This window comes from Collinsella sp. CLA-ER-H6, assembly GCF_040092305.1.
Lineage (GTDB): Bacteria > Actinomycetota > Coriobacteriia > Coriobacteriales > Coriobacteriaceae > Collinsella.
The window spans coordinates 79,338-95,959 of the sequence record NZ_JBBNLS010000006.1 but is presented as its reverse complement, the minus strand read 5'-3'; the positions used below and the strand labels follow the sequence as shown (position 1 = coordinate 95,959).

15 protein-coding genes and 2 tRNA genes are annotated in these 16,622 nt (G+C 61.3%); 3 read left to right on the top strand and 14 right to left on the bottom strand.

Annotated features, from left to right (window positions below; translation table 11 throughout):
• Window positions 1-3: 3 nt before the first annotated feature.
• The 8 genes from AAAX77_RS04070 to AAAX77_RS04035 form a co-directional block, all read right to left on the bottom strand.
• Window positions 4-1,569: a hydrogenase 4 subunit F gene (locus tag AAAX77_RS04070; protein ID WP_349104886.1), complete on the bottom strand. Its 1,566-nt coding sequence runs from the start codon at window positions 1,567-1,569 to the stop codon at window positions 4-6.
• 3 nt (window positions 1,570-1,572) lie between these two features.
• Window positions 1,573-2,226 (bottom strand): hydrogenase 4 membrane subunit, encoded by a 654-nt coding sequence (gene hyfE / locus AAAX77_RS04065; protein ID WP_035138044.1) that lies wholly within the window; start codon window positions 2,224-2,226, stop codon window positions 1,573-1,575.
• 10 nt (window positions 2,227-2,236) lie between these two features.
• Complete coding sequence (locus AAAX77_RS04060; RefSeq protein WP_349104885.1) at window positions 2,237-3,694, bottom strand: hydrogenase 4 subunit D; 1,458 nt, start codon at window positions 3,692-3,694, stop codon at window positions 2,237-2,239.
• Between the two features lie 16 nt (window positions 3,695-3,710).
• Window positions 3,711-4,634 (bottom strand): NADH-quinone oxidoreductase subunit H, encoded by a 924-nt coding sequence (locus AAAX77_RS04055; RefSeq protein ID WP_055309580.1) that lies wholly within the window; start codon window positions 4,632-4,634, stop codon window positions 3,711-3,713.
• A gap of 17 nt (window positions 4,635-4,651) precedes the next feature.
• Window positions 4,652-6,670, bottom strand: coding sequence for a hydrogenase 4 subunit B (gene hyfB / locus AAAX77_RS04050; RefSeq protein ID WP_349104884.1), 2,019 nt, complete (start codon window positions 6,668-6,670; stop codon window positions 4,652-4,654).
• Window positions 6,663-7,280, bottom strand: a complete 618-nt coding sequence (locus AAAX77_RS04045; protein WP_349104883.1) for a 4Fe-4S dicluster domain-containing protein — start codon at window positions 7,278-7,280, stop codon at window positions 6,663-6,665. Before AAAX77_RS04045 ends, hyfB begins: the two co-directional genes overlap by 8 nt.
• Window positions 7,281-7,358: 78 nt before the next feature.
• Complete coding sequence (fdhF, locus tag AAAX77_RS04040; protein WP_117746397.1) at window positions 7,359-9,581, bottom strand: formate dehydrogenase subunit alpha; 2,223 nt, start codon at window positions 9,579-9,581, stop codon at window positions 7,359-7,361.
• A gap of 76 nt (window positions 9,582-9,657) precedes the next feature.
• Window positions 9,658-10,176 carry a 4Fe-4S dicluster domain-containing protein gene (locus AAAX77_RS04035; protein ID WP_022095206.1) on the bottom strand — a complete coding sequence of 173 codons (519 nt, stop codon included), beginning with the start codon at window positions 10,174-10,176 and terminating at the stop codon, window positions 9,658-9,660.
• A 428-nt stretch (window positions 10,177-10,604) separates the two neighbouring features.
• Here AAAX77_RS04035 and AAAX77_RS04030 point away from each other — a divergent pair, with 428 nt between their 5' ends.
• The 3 genes from AAAX77_RS04030 to AAAX77_RS04020 all read left to right on the top strand — a co-directional run bounded on the left by AAAX77_RS04030 (window position 10,605) and on the right by AAAX77_RS04020 (window position 12,661).
• Window positions 10,605-10,928 (top strand): type II toxin-antitoxin system RelB/DinJ family antitoxin, encoded by a 324-nt coding sequence (locus AAAX77_RS04030; protein WP_349104882.1) that lies wholly within the window; start codon window positions 10,605-10,607, stop codon window positions 10,926-10,928.
• Window positions 10,921-11,397, top strand: a complete 477-nt coding sequence (locus AAAX77_RS04025) for a hypothetical protein (RefSeq protein WP_349104881.1) — start codon at window positions 10,921-10,923, stop codon at window positions 11,395-11,397. Before AAAX77_RS04030 ends, AAAX77_RS04025 begins: the two co-directional genes overlap by 8 nt.
• A gap of 268 nt (window positions 11,398-11,665) precedes the next feature.
• Window positions 11,666-12,661 (top strand): hypothetical protein, encoded by a 996-nt coding sequence (locus tag AAAX77_RS04020; RefSeq protein ID WP_349104880.1) that lies wholly within the window; start codon window positions 11,666-11,668, stop codon window positions 12,659-12,661.
• 210 nt (window positions 12,662-12,871) lie between these two features.
• Here AAAX77_RS04020 and AAAX77_RS04015 read toward each other — a convergent pair.
• From AAAX77_RS04015 to yedF, 6 genes are all read right to left on the bottom strand, one after another.
• A tRNA-Gly gene (locus tag AAAX77_RS04015) sits at window positions 12,872-12,945 on the bottom strand.
• A gap of 6 nt (window positions 12,946-12,951) precedes the next feature.
• Window positions 12,952-13,028, bottom strand: a tRNA-Pro gene (locus tag AAAX77_RS04010).
• A 91-nt stretch (window positions 13,029-13,119) separates the two neighbouring features.
• Window positions 13,120-14,478, bottom strand: coding sequence for a branched-chain amino acid transport system II carrier protein (gene brnQ, locus AAAX77_RS04005; protein WP_349104879.1), 1,359 nt, complete (start codon window positions 14,476-14,478; stop codon window positions 13,120-13,122).
• 67 nt (window positions 14,479-14,545) lie between these two features.
• Window positions 14,546-15,685 carry an aminotransferase class V-fold PLP-dependent enzyme gene (locus AAAX77_RS04000; protein WP_349104878.1) on the bottom strand — a complete coding sequence of 380 codons (1,140 nt, stop codon included), beginning with the start codon at window positions 15,683-15,685 and terminating at the stop codon, window positions 14,546-14,548.
• Window positions 15,682-15,933 carry a DUF3343 domain-containing protein gene (locus tag AAAX77_RS03995; RefSeq protein WP_117746402.1) on the bottom strand — a complete coding sequence of 84 codons (252 nt, stop codon included), beginning with the start codon at window positions 15,931-15,933 and terminating at the stop codon, window positions 15,682-15,684. The genes AAAX77_RS04000 and AAAX77_RS03995 overlap by 4 nt, the downstream gene beginning before the upstream one ends.
• A gap of 19 nt (window positions 15,934-15,952) precedes the next feature.
• Window positions 15,953-16,579 carry a sulfurtransferase-like selenium metabolism protein YedF gene (gene yedF, locus AAAX77_RS03990; RefSeq protein ID WP_349104876.1) on the bottom strand — a complete coding sequence of 209 codons (627 nt, stop codon included), beginning with the start codon at window positions 16,577-16,579 and terminating at the stop codon, window positions 15,953-15,955.
• Between the last annotated feature and the right edge of the window lie 43 nt (window positions 16,580-16,622).

Below are 16,622 nucleotides of genomic sequence, written 5' to 3'. Positions count from 1 at the left end.
GTGCTAATTCACCTCGCTTGTCTTGGTCTGGGAGCTGAACACCATGCGGTAGAGAGGGGCCTCGTGGAGCTCTTCGACGCTCTGGTTCAAAACGACGGACGTTGCATCCTCGACGCCGCTCGTAATGGCGACCGGGGTGGCGATACCGAACCACATGACCACGATCGCGAGGGCGATCTCGGGGATGATCATGAGGGCGGGCACCTCGTGGCGCTTCATGCCCTCGGGCGCCTTGCCGAAGATGGACTTGAGCGCGATGCCGGTAAGGGCAAAGTACACGCCGGTGAGGCCAATGGCCACGAGCACGACCACCCAGATGGGACCGGACTGGACGCCGGCCACGAAGGTGAGGAACTCGGAGATGAACAGGGCGAACGGCGGGAAGGCGGCGAGCGCGAGCAGGGCGATGATGGTGAGCGCTGCCGTGACGGGAGCGATCTCGACGACGCCCTTGATCTTGTTCAGGTCGCGGGTGTGGTAGATGTGCTGGATGTTACCGGCCATGCAGAAGGCGAGCGCCTTCGTGAAACCGTGGAAGATGCAGTGCAGCAGGCAGGCGGCGATACCGAGCGGACCACCGATACCCAGGCACAGCGCGACCACGCCGACGTTGTCGACGGAGGAGTACGCGAAGCGGCGCTTGATATCGTCCTGCTTAAAGATGCACAGGGCGGCCACCAGGATGGACAGCGTGCCCAGGATGAGCAGGAGCGTACGCGGATAGGTGTCGCCCACCGTGATGATGGACAAGGAGTAGAAGCGGATGATCACCAGCATGGCGCACTTGAGCAGCACGCCCGAGAGCAGCGCGGAGACCGGGCTCGGAGCCTGGGAGTGCGCGTCGGGCAGCCAAGTGTGCATGGGGAACAGGCCCGCCTTGGTGCCGAAGCCGATGACGATGAACGCGAACGCGAGGCGCACGAGCATCGGGTCGAACTGGTCGGCGTAGGGCATGATGGAGGTGAGGAAGGCTGCCTCATGCGCGTTGGGCATGATATCGGCGGCGTTCGCGTAGATGAGCAGCGTGCCGAACAGGCCGAAGGCCACGCCGGCGGTGCAGACCATCGCGTACTTCCAAGACGCCTCGAGCGCCTGCTTGTTCTTGTAGATGCCCACGAGGAACACGGTCGACAGCGTGGTGGCCTCGACCGCCGCCCAGGTGAGGATGATGTTGTTGGACAGGCAGGCGAGCAGCATCGTGAAAACGAACAGGCTAAACAGCGCGTAGTACTGCTTGGTGCGCTCGGCCGGCATGGTCTTCTCCTCGATATCGATCTTGATATAGGAGATGGAGTACACGCCGGTGATGAACCCGATGATGCCTACCAGAAGGACGAAGATCGACGAGAGCGAATCGAGATGGAGCCACAGGCCCAAAGCGTCGATATTCTGCCCGCTCGAGAGCATGGTTCCCGCGGTGACGACCGAAAGGACGAGGGTCGCCGCGACGGAGATGGTGTTGAGCCCCGCAAAGACGCTGTAGGACGTCGTCTTGGGGAGCGCAGCCATAATCAGGGAGAACACGAGGGGGCAAGCGAGCAGGGCGACCGCCAGCATTGAAACATCCATGGCCTACCCCTTCAATTCGGTCAGGTCGTGGGAGTCGAGCGACTTGGTGTCGTTCCAGATCCTCACGACGACGGCGGACATGATGATGACGGCGAAAATGGCGTCGGTGGCGATGCCGATCTCGATGATCTCGGGGGCCGTGGGCGCGAGCAGGGCGAGCGTCACGTGGCTACCGTTCTCCATAAGGCAGTACCCGAAGATCTGCTTGAGGATGTTGCGCTGGGAGATGATGCACGTGAGGCCGACGAAGAAGTGCGCGAAGCTGATGGCGAGGGCCGGAGTAGCCACCTCAGCGGTGGGCAGGCTCAGGCGCGTGACCACCGCGAAGCAGATGGCCACCTCCAGACCGGTGAGGATGATGGTCCAGGCCGGCTTGATGGAGGAGGTCAGCGTGCTATCGGCAGGCGAACCCATCTTTTTGTAGGCACGGTTGAGAATGAACGGAACGAGGATCACCTTGGTGACGAAGGCCGACGCGGCCCACATGAGAAGCTCGGTGGCACCGGTGGTGAGGCCCAGGGTGAGCAGCACGCCCACCAGGACAACCGACTGGATCGCGTACCACTTAATGGCGGACGGGATGGTCTTCGAGACGACCACCATGGTGGAGGTCACGATCAGAAGACCGCCCAGGATATTGACTAACGAATAACCCATGTCCTACCTCCTAACCCATCCAACTAGAGGACAGAGGACCGGCGACGACGACCATGATCATGAGGACGACGAACACGAACGCCATGGCGCGCGGAAGGGGCTGGCCGGCGGCCACGGTCTCGCTCGGCTCACCGGGCAGGACCTTACCCATCCAACGCAGGAACCATGCGAAGGTGGCGACGGTCTCGACGACCATGACGCACACGAGGACGAAGATGACCGTGTTGGAAGCACCAACCGCGAAGCCACCGGAAATAATCTGGAACTTGGAGAAGAACGTGCTCATGGGGGGCACGCCGGCGATAGCGGTCGCGGCGACCGCGAAGCCCACGCCCGTGACCGGGTACTTCTTCATGAGGCCCTGGATCTTGGGCAACATACGGGTTCCCAGCGCGAAGCTGAGGGAGCCGGCGATGAGGAAGAACAGGGTCTTGGTGAACGCGTGGTTGAAGATGTGCTCGACGGCGCCGTTGAACGCCATCTGGCTTCCGAACACGGAGAGGCCCAGGCCGAAGAACACGTAGGCGAGCTGCGCGATCGTCGAGAAGGCGAGCAGGCGCTTCATATCCTTCTGGGGCAGGTACATGAGGAAGCCGAAGAGCATGGTCACGACGGCGTCGATGATGGCGACCCAACCGACGATCTCGGGGATATCGCCGGCACTCGCAAGAGCGCGGGCGAACACGCACACGCCGACCTTCACCATGGACGCGCCATGGAGGTAGGCGGAAACGGGCGTGGGGGCCTCCATTGCGGAGGGCAGCCACATGTAGAGCGGGAACTGGGCGGACTTGGCCCAAGCGGCGAACAGGACGAGCAGCAGCACGACGGTCTTCATACCGGAATCGAGCTGGGAGATCGCGCTCAGCGCGAACGTGCCGGTTCCGGCGAACAGGAAGGCCGCGCCGATGTAGAGTCCCAGAGCGCCGATATGGGTGATGATGAGCGCCTTCATACCGGCCTTCTTGGCCGTGGGCGTCATGTAGTAGCTGATGAGGCCCCAGGAGCACACGCCGGTGATCTCGAAGAAAACGAGCTGGCCGACGATGGTGGAGCTGTAAGCGAGACCGGCCATGGCGCCGATGAACGTAGAGAAGTACACGTAGAAGCGGCGACGAGGCGCGTCGGGATGCTCCTTGTTCTTATCGCTCATGTACGGGAACGAATAGATGACGACGAGCAGGCCGATAGCGACGAACGCGGGTGCGAGCAGCGTGCTCATCCGGTCGAATATGAAGCCCATGACCAAGGTCTGGCCCATACTCGCCCAGGTTACATCGACCGCGTTCATGCCGTTTCCGGCAAACGTCGCGGCCAAGCCAACGGAAGCGACCGTGGCGATGCCGCCGGCGAAGGCGCAGATCCATTTAGCGTAGGGACGCGGCAGCATGACGATGAGCAGGGAGCCCAGCATGGGGACGGCAATCGCCACCATGGCAAAGAGGGACAAGCTCGATTCGATTGACATAGTTTCTCCCTTCTCCCTACACGCCTACGACGACGAAGACGAACGCGAGGACCGCGATGCCGACGACGGCCCAGGTCTGGTTACCGAGCACCTTGAAGCGCGAACGGGAAACGGAGTTCTCGAGCACGCCGCAGACAACGAAATCGACCAGGCACTTGACAAGGAAGACGACGGCGCCCACGAGAGCGGTGACGCCGATAGTCGCGGGCTCTCCCCAGGGGATGAAGATGGAGGTGAACCAAGCGACGACCACGACCTGCTTCATGCCCATGGCGAGCTTCATCATGGCCAGGGACGGGCCGGAGAGCTCGGCGAGCGGGCCCTCCTGGAGCTCCTGCTCGGCTTCGGCCTGATCGAATGGAAGCTTGCCGAGCTCCATGTAACAGGCGGCCGCGAAGGCGACGCCGGCGAGGATAACGGCGACGACGCTCGAGACGTTGCCCGTAACGATGTGCTGGCCCATGGTCGCAATGTCCGTGGAGCCGCACACGATGGCGACGGTGAACAGCGCGATGAGCATGGACGGCTCGATGAGCACGCTCATGAGGAGCTCGCGGATACCGCCGAAGCCCGCGTAGGCGTTGGAGGAATCCACGCCGGACAGCGCGAAGAAGAAGCGGGACAGCGCGAGCGCGTACATGATGGTGATGGCGTCACCAAAGACGGGCATGGGGCTCTCGAGCGTGAACATGGGCAGGCCCATGGCGAGCATGAACGACACCGCGAGGAACAGCGGCGGCATGATGCGCAGCACGAAGCTCGAGTCGGAACTCACGGACTCGGGACGCGCCATGAGCTTCGCGAGGTCCCGGTAATCCTGAAGGATGGACGGACCGCGGCGATTGTGCATCTTCGCGCGAATCACACGGGCGAGGCCGGAGAAGAAGGGCGCGACCAGCATGACCACGAGGCCCTGCGCTATCGCAAGAACGATGTTCATAATATCCTCTCCCCTCTCTAGACCATGACCACGGCGAGCACGAGGAAGACCACGAGCGCCGCGACGATGTAGCAGATGTATACGGAGTAGTTGCCGCCCTCGATCTTGGAGGCGAGGCCGGCCAGCTTATCGGCACCCTCGCTCGGTGCATCGACCAGGAAGCGGTCGGGCAGGGGCTCAACGCCCTGGGCGACACCGGTGAGCTTCTGGAACACGTGCGCGATGGACCAGCAGATCTTGGTGCATACCTCGCGCAGGGTGTAGAGCGGGCCCATGAAGAGCTCTACGTCTGACGCGAAGCTCGTGGCGACGACGGGCATGTGCTCGTTGGGCTCGTAGCCGCACGCCCAAGGGTCGGTCTTCTTAGCGGGGGCCTTGGTGCTGAGGCAGGACCTCAACACGAACGCGAGGCCGGTGAGGACCACGAGCGCGATGGCGATCGCGGGGGTGGAGGTGGCGGCACCGGAAATCTCGTTCACCAGAGACACGCCCGAGGTGGCTGTGACGGCAGAGCCGGCAAGCACGCTCTGGGCGACGTCGCCCAGAACCGGGGCGATGACGGGAGAGCCGATTCCCAGCACCACGCAGATGGCCGCGAGGAGCATCTGCGAGAACAACATCGGAGCCGGGGACTCCTTGGCGTTCGCGGCCTCCTGGGAACGAGGGCTGCTCGCGAACGAGACGCCGTAGGCCTTCACGAAGCACGTGACGGCCAGGGCACCGGTGATGGCGAGGGCGGCCGCGGAGGCGACGGCGAACACCATGACGACCGGGTCGGAGAGCGTCGAGATGTTGAACAGGGACTGGTAGGTGAACCACTCGGAAACGAAGCCGTTGAGCGGCGGGATAGCCGAGATGGCAAGGGCACCGATGAGGAAGCAGACGGCCGTGACCGGCATACGGCGGAACAGGCCGCCCATCTTCTCCATGTTGCGCGTACCCGTGGCATAGAGCAGGGAGCCCGCGCCGAGGAACAGCTCGCCCTTGAACATGGCGTGGTTGAGCGTGTGGTAGAGGGCGGCCATGAGCGCGATCGTCGCGATGACGTCGTTGCCCAGGGCGTGCGCCGTCATGGACGCGCCGACACCGAGCAAGATGATGCCGATGTTCTCGACGGAGTGGTAGGCCAGCAGGCGCTTAATGTCGTGCTCGTGGAGGGCGTAGACGACGCCCAGGACCGACGAGATGGATCCGAAGACCAGGACCATGAGGCCCCACCAGAGCTGGACGCCCGAACCCGCGAGCAGGTCGAGACCGACCTTGAGGATTCCCAGGATGCCGATCTTGATCATGCCGCCGGACATGAGGGCGGACACGTTGGACGGCGCCTCGGGGTGCGCCTGGGGCAGCCAGGAGTGCAGCGGGATGATACCGGCCTTTGCGCCGAATCCGAAGAACGCGAGGACGAAGCACGCGGAGGAGACGGCGGGTCCAAAGTCATGCGTACGGAAATCACTGAAGCTGAAGGAACCGCCCACGCCGTTGGTCATGAGCAGGAAGCTCGCCATGATAAGGACAAAGCCCACGTGCGCGATGACGAAGTAGAGCCAACCGCCCCTAATGGAGTTCTTGTTCTCCTCGATAACGACAAGGAAGTAGCTCGTAAGGGACATGAGCTCAAAGGCGACCAGGAACCAGAACACGTTGTCGGCGGTGATGACGAGCATCATCGAGGCGACGAAGGTGTTCATGAAGAAACCGGCGCGCCCGACCTTGCCCGGGTACTCATCGAAGTAGGACAGACCGTAGATGAAGCCCGCAAAGGCGAGGATTGAGATGAGGACCACGATCAGGCCCGCAAGGCCGTTGAGCAAGAGCTCGAGACGGGCGAACGGGAAAAAGAAGACCGTGTTGAGGGACGAAACGTCGCCAAGCACGGCCTCGAGGCCCGCGATGAACGACAGCACGGCCGCGACGGCGCCGATCAGGCAGCCGGCGGTCTTGGCGGCGTTATCGGCCTTGATCAGCAGAACCGAGGCGAGCGCACCGATGCACGAGACGGCAAGCGATGCGATAAACAGCGTCATGCTATCCATTGTTTACGCTCCCTTCTGCTTTCTCGGACAGGCCCTGGGCCACAGCGGTAACGTCGACGACTGGACCGTTTTCGATCGAGCGCAGGCGCTTGGCCTCGTCGAGCTCGCGATCGGCCGCGCCGCCCATGACGGTCAGCGCCTTGGTGGGGCACGCCGCCACACAATGCGGGCCGTCCGGATCGAAGGCACACAGGTCGCACTTGACGGCGCTGGTGTACTGGCCAGGAGCCCACGTAAGCAGGCTGCTCAGGGACTTAGGATACGAAGGCGTCGGGTCGCACATGCCTGCGACACCGGCGATAGACGTGCCATCGGGATGGATGGCTCCGAAGGGGCACGCGATGGCGCACAGCCTGCACCCGATGCACTCCTGCTCCTTGACGTGGATGCGATCGCCATCGTGCTCGATGGCATTCACCGGGCAAACCTCGGCGCAGGGAGCACCCTCGCAATGGTGGCAGGCAAGGGCGGCCGAAATACCGCCGGTCTTCACGAGCGCCAGGCGCGGCGTATCCTGAAGACCCTGCATCCGGTGGGCGTCGGCACAGGCGGACTGGCATGTTCCGCAGCCGATGCACCTCTCCGGGTTGATGTCGATGAAGCGGTTCATCCCCACTTCCTTTCAAAATAACGGGCCGGGCTCCCGAACGTACGGGACGCCCGGCCCAAAAAGCCAACGAGAACGGGACTACACGATTTGGTTCACGTGCGTCTCGTCGTCGAACTTGGCGGCGCCAGGCTCAACGTCCTGGGGAGCGGCGGCGTCCACCAGAGCCTGCTTGAGCTCGGTGTACTGACGCTCGACCTCGCCCTCAGCCCAGACCTGGTCGGCGATAGCGTCGACCTGGCAGGCGGAGAACTTGTCCTCGGGCGTATGCGAGACCGGGTCGACCTTGTGCATGGTCAGCTCGTTGCACTTGCCGATCCACCACTGGTAGGTCATATAGACCGTGCCCTTGTTGATACGGTCGCTCACGTCGGCGCGGCTGTATACCTGGCCGCGGCGGCTGTGAATCGAGACGATGTCGCCGTTCTTGATACCACGCGCCTGGGCGTCCGCGGGATTCATGCGGACAAAGCCAGGCTCGTCGGCGAGCAGCGCCAGCGTCTTGCAGTTGCCGGTCATCGAACGGCAACTGTAGTGGCCGACCTCGCGGACGGTGCACAGGATGAGCGGGTACTCATCGTCGGGAAGCTCGGAGGGCGCCTCCCAGTCGTGCGCCATCAGGTTGGCGCGGCCGTCCTTGGTGGTGAACTTGCCGCCAGCGAACATGTCGGGCGTACCGTGGTCATTCACATCGGTGCTCTTGACGGGCCACTGGGCGTAGCCGCCCTCGGGAGCCATCTTCTCGTAGGTCGCGCCCACAAAGTTGGGGCACAGACTAATGCACTCGTTCCAGATCTGCTCGGTGTTGTCGTAGTGCATGGGATAGCCCATGCGCGTGGACAGGTCCGCGAAGATCTCCCAGTCGTGACGGCACTCGCCCTTGGGCGGAACAGCTGCGTCAAAGTGCTGGAAGCTACGGTCGGATGCGGTAAAGACACCCTCGTGCTCGCCCCAAGAGGTGGCAGGCAGGATGACGTCGGCGAGCATAGTCGTCTGCGTCATAAAGATGTCCTGGCAAATGAACAGATCCAGCTCGGAGAGCGTCTTGCGCATACCGGCCGAATCGGGCTCGGTCTGCACCGGGTCCTCGCCGTAGTTGTAGAAGCAGTGCACCTTGCCCTCGTCGACCAGGTGGCCCAGGTCGGTGAGCTTGTAGCCCTCCTCGAGCGGGAGCTTTTCCTCGGGCACGCCCCAAGCCTTGGCAAACTTGGCACGCACTGCCGGGTCGGTGACCTTCTGGTAGCCAGGGTACAGGTTGGGCAGCATGCCCATATCGCAGGAGCCCTGGACGTTATTCTGACCGCGCACGGGCGCGAGGCCGGAATTGGGTTTGCCGATCTGGCCGGCAACGCAGGCGATGGAGGCGATGGTGTGCACCGTCTTCAGGTTCTGCTTCTGCTGGCATACGCCCATGCCCCAGCCAATGATGGCAGAGGGCTTCGCCGTGGCGTACATCTCGGCAGCTTGGTGGATCAACGCGGGCTCGACACCCGTGATGTCCTGTACGGATTCGGGAGTGTAGTTCTTGATGGTCTCCCACCACTCGTCAAAGCCGTTCGTATGCTCGGCGACGAATTCCTTGTCGTAGAGGCCATCGTTGACCAGACAGTTGGCAAAGGCGTTGAGGAACGCAACGTTGCAACCGTTCTTGATCGGAAGGTAGAGATCGGCGATACGCGCGGTTTCGATATGGCGCGGGTCGGCGACGATGATCTTGCAACCCTTTTCTTTGGCTCGCACGATACGCCTTGCGACGATGGGGTGCGAATCGGCAGGGTTATAGCCGAAGAGGAAAATGCAGCCCGCATCCTCCATACCGGGGATGGAGCATGACATGCAACCTGAACCAACCGTGTCCATCAGACCGAGGACAGTAGGGCCGTGTCAAGTACGGGCGCAGTTGTCCACGCTGTGGGTGCCGATGCACGCACGCGTAAACTTCTGCATGACGTAGTTCGCCTCATTGCCGCCGCCTCGCGAAGAGCCGGTGGTCATGACAGCGTTAGGACCATATTCGTCAATTATGGCCTGCATCTTAGATGCGGTGAAATCCAGTGCCTCGTCCCAGCTTACGCGCTCAAGATCCGCGCCCTTAGTGCGGCGGATCATCGGGTGCAGTACGCGAGGAGTCAAGATCTTGGTGTCGTTGATGAAGTCGTAGCCGCTCATGCCCTTAAGGCACAGCTCGCCCTGATTGGTGATGCCGTTGAGCGGTTCGGTACCCACGACCTGGCCGTTTTGGACCAGGAGGTTAAACTGGCAACCGGCGCCGCAGTACGGGCAGATCACTTTATGCTTCTCCATGACACCCTCCTTCCTTTTTCTGCTACCGAATGCTCGGTACTTATTTGACAATCATTGGGCCTGTATGGCCACCCGCCTACGCCTCGTTTTCGATGGTGGCGCGGGCACGCTCGGCAGTCAGTTCTGCCAGGCGCTCCTCGTCTACCAGGGTGAGGCCCTTGGTCGGGCACGCCTCGGCACACGCCGGACCGCCGGGACGGTCCACGCACAGGTCGCACTTGAGCACGAAGCTCTTGGTCTGCGAACCCACGCGCACATCACCCATCAAGACGGGGACCTGCGTGGTCGCAACGCTCACGGCGCCAAAGGGGCAGGCCATGACGCAGCTCTTGCAGCCGATGCAGTTGTCCTCGTTGACGCCGATGCGATGGTTCTTTGGATCAAAGAACAAGGCGCCCGTGGGGCAGGCCTTGGCGCACGGAGCGTCCTCGCAGTGGTGACATGCCACCGGCGCGGAAATCTCGTACGTTCGCGTCACGCGCAAGCGAGGTGCGGCGATGTTGCCGGGAATATCGTGTGCCTCGATGCACGCCGCCATACAGGTTTGGCACCCAATGCAGCGTGAAGAATCAGCCACGACTCGTTTATTGCCCATGTTGTTCACTCCCTCCTGAATCCCATGCCGGAGAGACCCTGTCGACGTTGCCCCGGACCGCCCGTGGTCCGGCATCGGCGTATCGAGCGCATGCGGCGAAACAGGCGCTTCGATAGAGTTCCTCCAACGATATACAGGCTAAATATACGCAGTTGCAGGTGGCAAACTTGAGCATAGGCCCTGCAATACGGGTGTATTGCAGGGGTTTTGGCAGGTTGGAATTATTCTCTAGAAGCTATAAAGGTGAGTGTATTACATGCGTACGCCTCAGAGATTTTTACGCGCTCTCATTTTGGATGTACTACGCTTGTATTCGTGTTAATGGTTATTTACTTGAGTAAAATAAAGTAATGGTTTTAAGATTCTAAGATGTCGGTATATACCGCATTTGACCGACTATATTGCACGCTAGCTAAGGGAGGGCAGTGATGTCATCGACGCAAAAACGAGCCATCCTGCAGGTGCGCATTCGCGAAGAGGACAAGCAGCATGCCGAGCGCCTCTACGACGCCATGGGCACATCGCTTGCCGAGGCTGTCCGCCTATTTGTCGCGCAGAGCATTTTGATGCGCAAGCTTCCCTTTCAGCCAGTCGCCGTGCGCTCAAAGGTTGGCACCGCCGCCTATGGATCGCTCAAAGCATATGGTGACCCCAATCGCCGCGCCGAGGAACGCAATGCCTGGATTGAGTACCTTGCCACAGAAAACGACGATTCGATTTTGGGTCCCGAGGAAGTAGATATCCATGAGTAGCACCATCATCGACGAGACCGTCATCCTGCGCTACCTGCTTGACGACGACGAAGTTCTGTCCCCGCGCGCCGCCAAGGTCATCGCCACGCGCGCCGCTCGTGTCTACCCCGAAATCATCACGCGCGTCGTGGTCACGCTGCGCGACGTCTATAAGGTTCCCCGCGTTGAGATTGCTGCGGCTATGAAAAGGCTGCTCGATGACGTCATGGTCGACGAGCCCACCGTTGTCGCCCTTGCCGTCAAACTCTTTGGCAAAACCCATATGGACTTTACCGACTGCCTCCTCGCAGCCCGAACCGCCATCTACAACGATGATGTCGTGAGCTTTGGCAAGCCCATCATCCAAGGCATGATCGATTACCGCCGCCAGCGCCAAACCGCTGCCGACGCCCGCGACCGCGCCGCCGAATCCCGCAGCCGAAGCACCGACTCCACCATCGACAAGCTCCGCCACCGCCCCCGCCACTAACCCCATCCCCTCTTAGGTTGCGGTGAAATAGTTCCTGGATTTAGGCTTATTCGAGCTTTTCAGGAACTATTTCACCGCAACTTTCTGTAAGGGTGGTTTTTAGTGCCACCGAGGGGCACTAATCAACCGTTTGCCGATATGTTTGGCTCTGGCTCATGGCTCTGACCTGCCCCGTCAAGCTTTTGGTCAGTTCATGGCAAGGTCTGGCGGACCAAATATGGGATAGCGTAGTGTCATTCACTCCCCCCTCGAGACCATGGGGTCGAAAATGAGTCATGATAAACGCTGTTCCAAACCGCAAGCAGAGCTGTTCTTCCGGTTATTCGAGGCCCATCATGGCGGGCACCTGTTTATAGCTACCAAAAAATGGGACGAACGCTGTGCCTACGCGCTCATGCAAAAAGAGATGATTATTCGACTCTACAACCATGTCTACGCTGATCCCGCGTATTGGAATGACCTCGGCGTCGAAGATCGCATCTTTCAATTGGCATCCGCTATTGCGGTCGTTGAACCGGATGCCGTGTTTTGTGGAGCAACGGCGGCGCTGCTCTATGGCATCGGTTCTGCATATTCGCTTCTCGACAAGGTGCAAGTGCTGCTACCGCGTTCCACCAGACGCGATATGTACGAATTCGTTGAATACCGACGCTGGCGACCGGGCGACGTATGGCAGCTCGGCCCGTTTACGCTAACGGATCCATATCGCACGGTGGTCGACATCGCCCGAACGAGCGCTTTTCGATATGCACTAGGCTATGTCGACGGGTTGGCTCGTGAGTACGGTGTCGAGCGTGAAGAATTGCGTGCATATGCACAAGCGAACTGCCGCGGATTGCACGGCATCGCGCGCGCATTTGACGTTTTTGAACACATGGATGGCAGGTCGGATAACGGTGGAGAATCCGAAGCACGAGCGGCAATGATTATGGCAGGAGTTGCCGCTCCCGAACTTCAGGTTGAAATCACTCGACCGGGAAACGCCGGCTATTATTTGGCAGATTACGGCTGGCAGATGCCAAACGGCTCTTGGATGCTGGCTGAGCTGCATGGGCTGGGCAAGTTTGAGGGCGATGCCCAAAATGATCCGGAACATACTGCGGCAAAAACCTATCGAGCTGCCCTCGTGCGCGACGCGAACCTGCGTGCTATGGGCCACAACGTCATTCATTTCAAGCTCTCAGACACCTACGATGTCAAAGCGTTCGGCTCCATGATGCGCGGCTACGGTATACCAACCACAAAACCCTACGCAGACTCCTGACCGGCTGTCCTCATCTTCTCGACAACAGAACCCATCATCGAACCGCCCCGCTCGGCCTCAATAAGTTGCGGTGAAATAGTTCCTGGACAACAGCTTTTGTGGCTAATCCAGGAACTATTTCACCGCAACTTAGGTGGGTATGTGGGGTCCCGGCATGTATATGAAAATGGCTCTGGTCCCAAAAGGAACCAGAGCCATTCATCTATCTTATGGAGCGGGCGACGGGAATCGAACCCGCGTCATCAGCTTGGAAGGCTGGGGTTCTACCATTGAACTACGCCCGCAAGATATGGTCGGGACGACAGGATTTGAACCTGCGACATCCTGCTCCCAAAGCAGGCGCGCTACCAAACTGCGCCACGTCCCGAAGGTGTTGAGCAGCTAAGGTCTAAACCTTGCGTGTCCCAAAGCGAAGGAAATTATAGGGGAGACTCCCCGCCTGTGCAAGCATTGATGCCTTAGCTCCTCGAATGTGCGACAAAACGACTATGGAGCAGGCCGATCACAAATGCCACCACGGCAACCGGCGCCCACGCGGCACCGATATCCGCCAACGGCAGCGCATCAAACGGCAGCCACGTGCCCCCAAAGAACACATCGCGGACCGAGGTGATCACGCTCTGCACGGCAACCACACCGCCAACCCAGACCCACACCTGCGGATGAGCGTCGCAAAAGCCGTGTACCAAACCCATGAGAACCAGCACGATGGCGACGGGATACAAGGCGTTAAGCATGGGCACCGAGAACATAAGGATCACGTCGAGGCCCACGTTGGAGAGCACGCACGAAAACGCCGCGAACACAAAGGCAAGGATCGCGAAGGGGCGGCGCATGGCCTCCTCGGAAGCCTCCGCTCCCCCTTCAACTACGTACGTCTCACAGAAATAGCGCGAGCAGCAGCTAATAAGACCGATGCACACGTTCATGCAGGCGAGGAAAAAGATCGCGAAGACCACGACCGTGCCAGCAAGCCCAAAATGCATGGAGGCCGAACGAGCGAGGATGGCAGCGCCGTTGGTGGCATCGGGCATAACCGTGCCGAGTTGCATTCCGGCAAGCGCCAGGCCGCAGTAGATGATGGCCATGAGCACGCCGGCGATCACACCCGAACGCGAGATCTCGAAGGCCACGCGCCTATCGTCGGTAACGCCCAACTCGTGGATGGTCTCGGCGATGATGATGCCGAAGGCGAGCGACGCGAGCAGGTCCATGGTCTGATAGCCAGTCAAAAAGCCCTGCACGGCGGCGCCTGCATCGTAGGGAGCCTGAGGCGCGGCAGCCGGTCCCAGTGGCGAGACCACGGCGGCACCCACGACCAACACGATGAGCGCAATGAGCGCGGGGCCCGTAATGCGGCCGAGCACGCGCGTGATGACACCCGGGCGCAGCGTGAGAGCAAACGCGACGAAAAAGAAGCCAACGGCAAACACCAGGCGAGCCGTGCCGAGCGAAACACCCTCGGGCAGTAGCGGCACCAGCATCTCGAAGGCCGTAGAGCTTGTGCGCGGAATGGCCAGGCACGGGCCGATGGCCAGATACACCGCCGCGACAAAGAACTCACCGAACTTGGGGTGCACGCGGCCGGCAAGCTCGCGTGCCGTTCCGGCAAGCGCCACGGCGATAAAACCCATGACGGGCAGGCCGATGGCGGCAATCAGAAAGCCGAGCATGGCGACCGGCGTGGCAGAACCTGCCTGCAGCGCCAGCAATGGCGGAATGATGAGGTTACCGGCGCCAAAGAGCATCGAGAACAGCGCAATGCCGACGGTAACGACATGGTCGGAGCGCAGACCGCGCGGTGCGGATGAGGCCATAGGCACACCTTTCGGGTCGAAACAAAAACGGGACGGGCAAAAGACCCGTCCCGCAAGTATATACGCTCTAGCAGGCTAAATCGCGCAAAGCGTCAATCGCAGTGTCGACTTCCTCGTCCGTGTTGAAATACCCAAACGAGAAGCGAACGACACCCTGGCGCTCGGTCCCGAGCGCGCGGTGCATGAGCGGAGCGCAATGGGCGCCGGGGCGCGTCGCAATCCCCCACCCTTGCATGAGCGCGTCCGAGATCTCGGCAGAGTCGATATCACCCACGTTGAGTGAGACGATCGCCGAGCGCACGGGCTGGTCAAACGCACCGTAGAGCTTAATCCCCGGAATCTCGCGCACACCGGCAAGGAAGCGATCCGCCAGTGCTCGCTCGTGTGCCGCAATCGCCTCGACCCCGCCTTGCGCCTCGATAAAGTCGAGACCTGCGGAAAGTCCCGCGATGCCGTGGCCGTTGAGCGTGCCCGCCTCAAGGCGCGTGGGCCACCCAAGCGGCTGCAGCGCATCGAAGCTGTGCACGCCCGTGCCGCCCATGGCCCACGGAGCCACGTCAATGCCCTCCGCCACGGCCAGGCCGCCGGTGCCCTGCGGACCCATGAGCCCCTTATGGCCGGTAAAGCACACAATGTCGAGCCCCATGGCCTGCATATCGATATGCATCGCGCCGGCAGACTGCGAGGCGTCGACGATCACCAGCGCGCCGGCAGCATGGGCCATGGCGGCCACGCGCGCAATGTCGACCTCATTGCCGGTCACATTGGAGGCGTGCGTCACCACCACGGCACGCGTGCCCGGCGTGACCAGCTGCTCGAGCTCGTCATAATCGAGAACGCCGTCCGCATCGCAACCCGCATGCTCAACCGTCACCCCCTGCTCCGCCGCCAAGCGATTGAGCGGACGTAGCACCGAATTGTGCTCAAGCACCGTCGTAACCACGCGGTCGCCGGGGCAAACCACCCCGTTGATGGCGGTGTTGAGCGCCGCGGTGGAGTTGGGCGTAAAGCACACATGGTCCGCCCTCGGGCAACCCAAAAGGCGCGCGAGTTTGGCACGGCAAGTGTGAATCGTACGCGCGGCATCGAGGGCACCCGACGTGGCGCCGCGCCCGGCATTGCCGAGCGAGCACATCGCCTGCGTCACGGCATCGATGACCGTCTGCGGCTTGTGCATGGTCGTCGCTGCGTTATCCAGGTAGATCATCGCACGACCTCCCACATATCAATCACGGTATAGCCCTCGGTGGGAACGCCCGCCGCGGTAAGCTCGCTGCGCAGCAGCTCCTCATCGGCAGGCAACGCCTTCCACGCCAGACCGCAGCCGGCAGCGACCTCCCCGGGCACGGGAATCGTTCGCCCGGGAAGGCCGCGCTCGATGCATAGGGTCTCGCACCCCATGGCGGCCGCCGTGGTGGGAAACGTGATGACAAGCGCCGGGCGCTTCTCCCTCATGGCAACTCCAACCAATACGCTACGGGCGCACGACGCGCACGGCCTGCTCCATCTTCTCCACGATCACGTACATGTTGGTGACCTCGCCCACCGCAAGCTGATCTTTAATGCCATAGTGGTCCAGGCAGGTACCGCAGGTGAGAATCTCGACACCCTGCTCGGCCAGGCCCTTCAGGTCGTCGAGCACCGGCGAGCCCTCGACGGTGAGCTTGGCGCCGCCGTTGTAGAACAGCATGGTCGCGGGCAGCTCCTCCTGCTGCGTCACGGCAAAGATAAACGCCTTCATGAGCTTGTGGCCCAGCTCGTCGTCGCCACGGCCCATGCAGTCGGTGTAGACGGAAATGACGAGTTTGCCCTTGCCGGCGCTGGCATCACAGAAGGCAGCGCCATCCTGCTCGGGATCGGCCACGGCAACGGCGCCAGAGGTCGCCACGGTCACGTGCCACTCGGCGTCCGAGATCTTCTCGACCGAAGCCGTGCAGCCCTTCTCCTGCGCCATCTTGGAAATGTTCTTGACGGCGGTCTCGTTGTCGACCGAGGTCACCACAGCGCCCTCGCCATCAAGCTGTTTGAGTGCCTTAAGCGTCTTGACGACGGGCAGCGGGCAGGCATCGCCCATGGCATTGACTTCAATCTTGGTAGACATAGTTTTTCCTTTCGAATAAATCGTTTTAGAACAGTGCATAGTT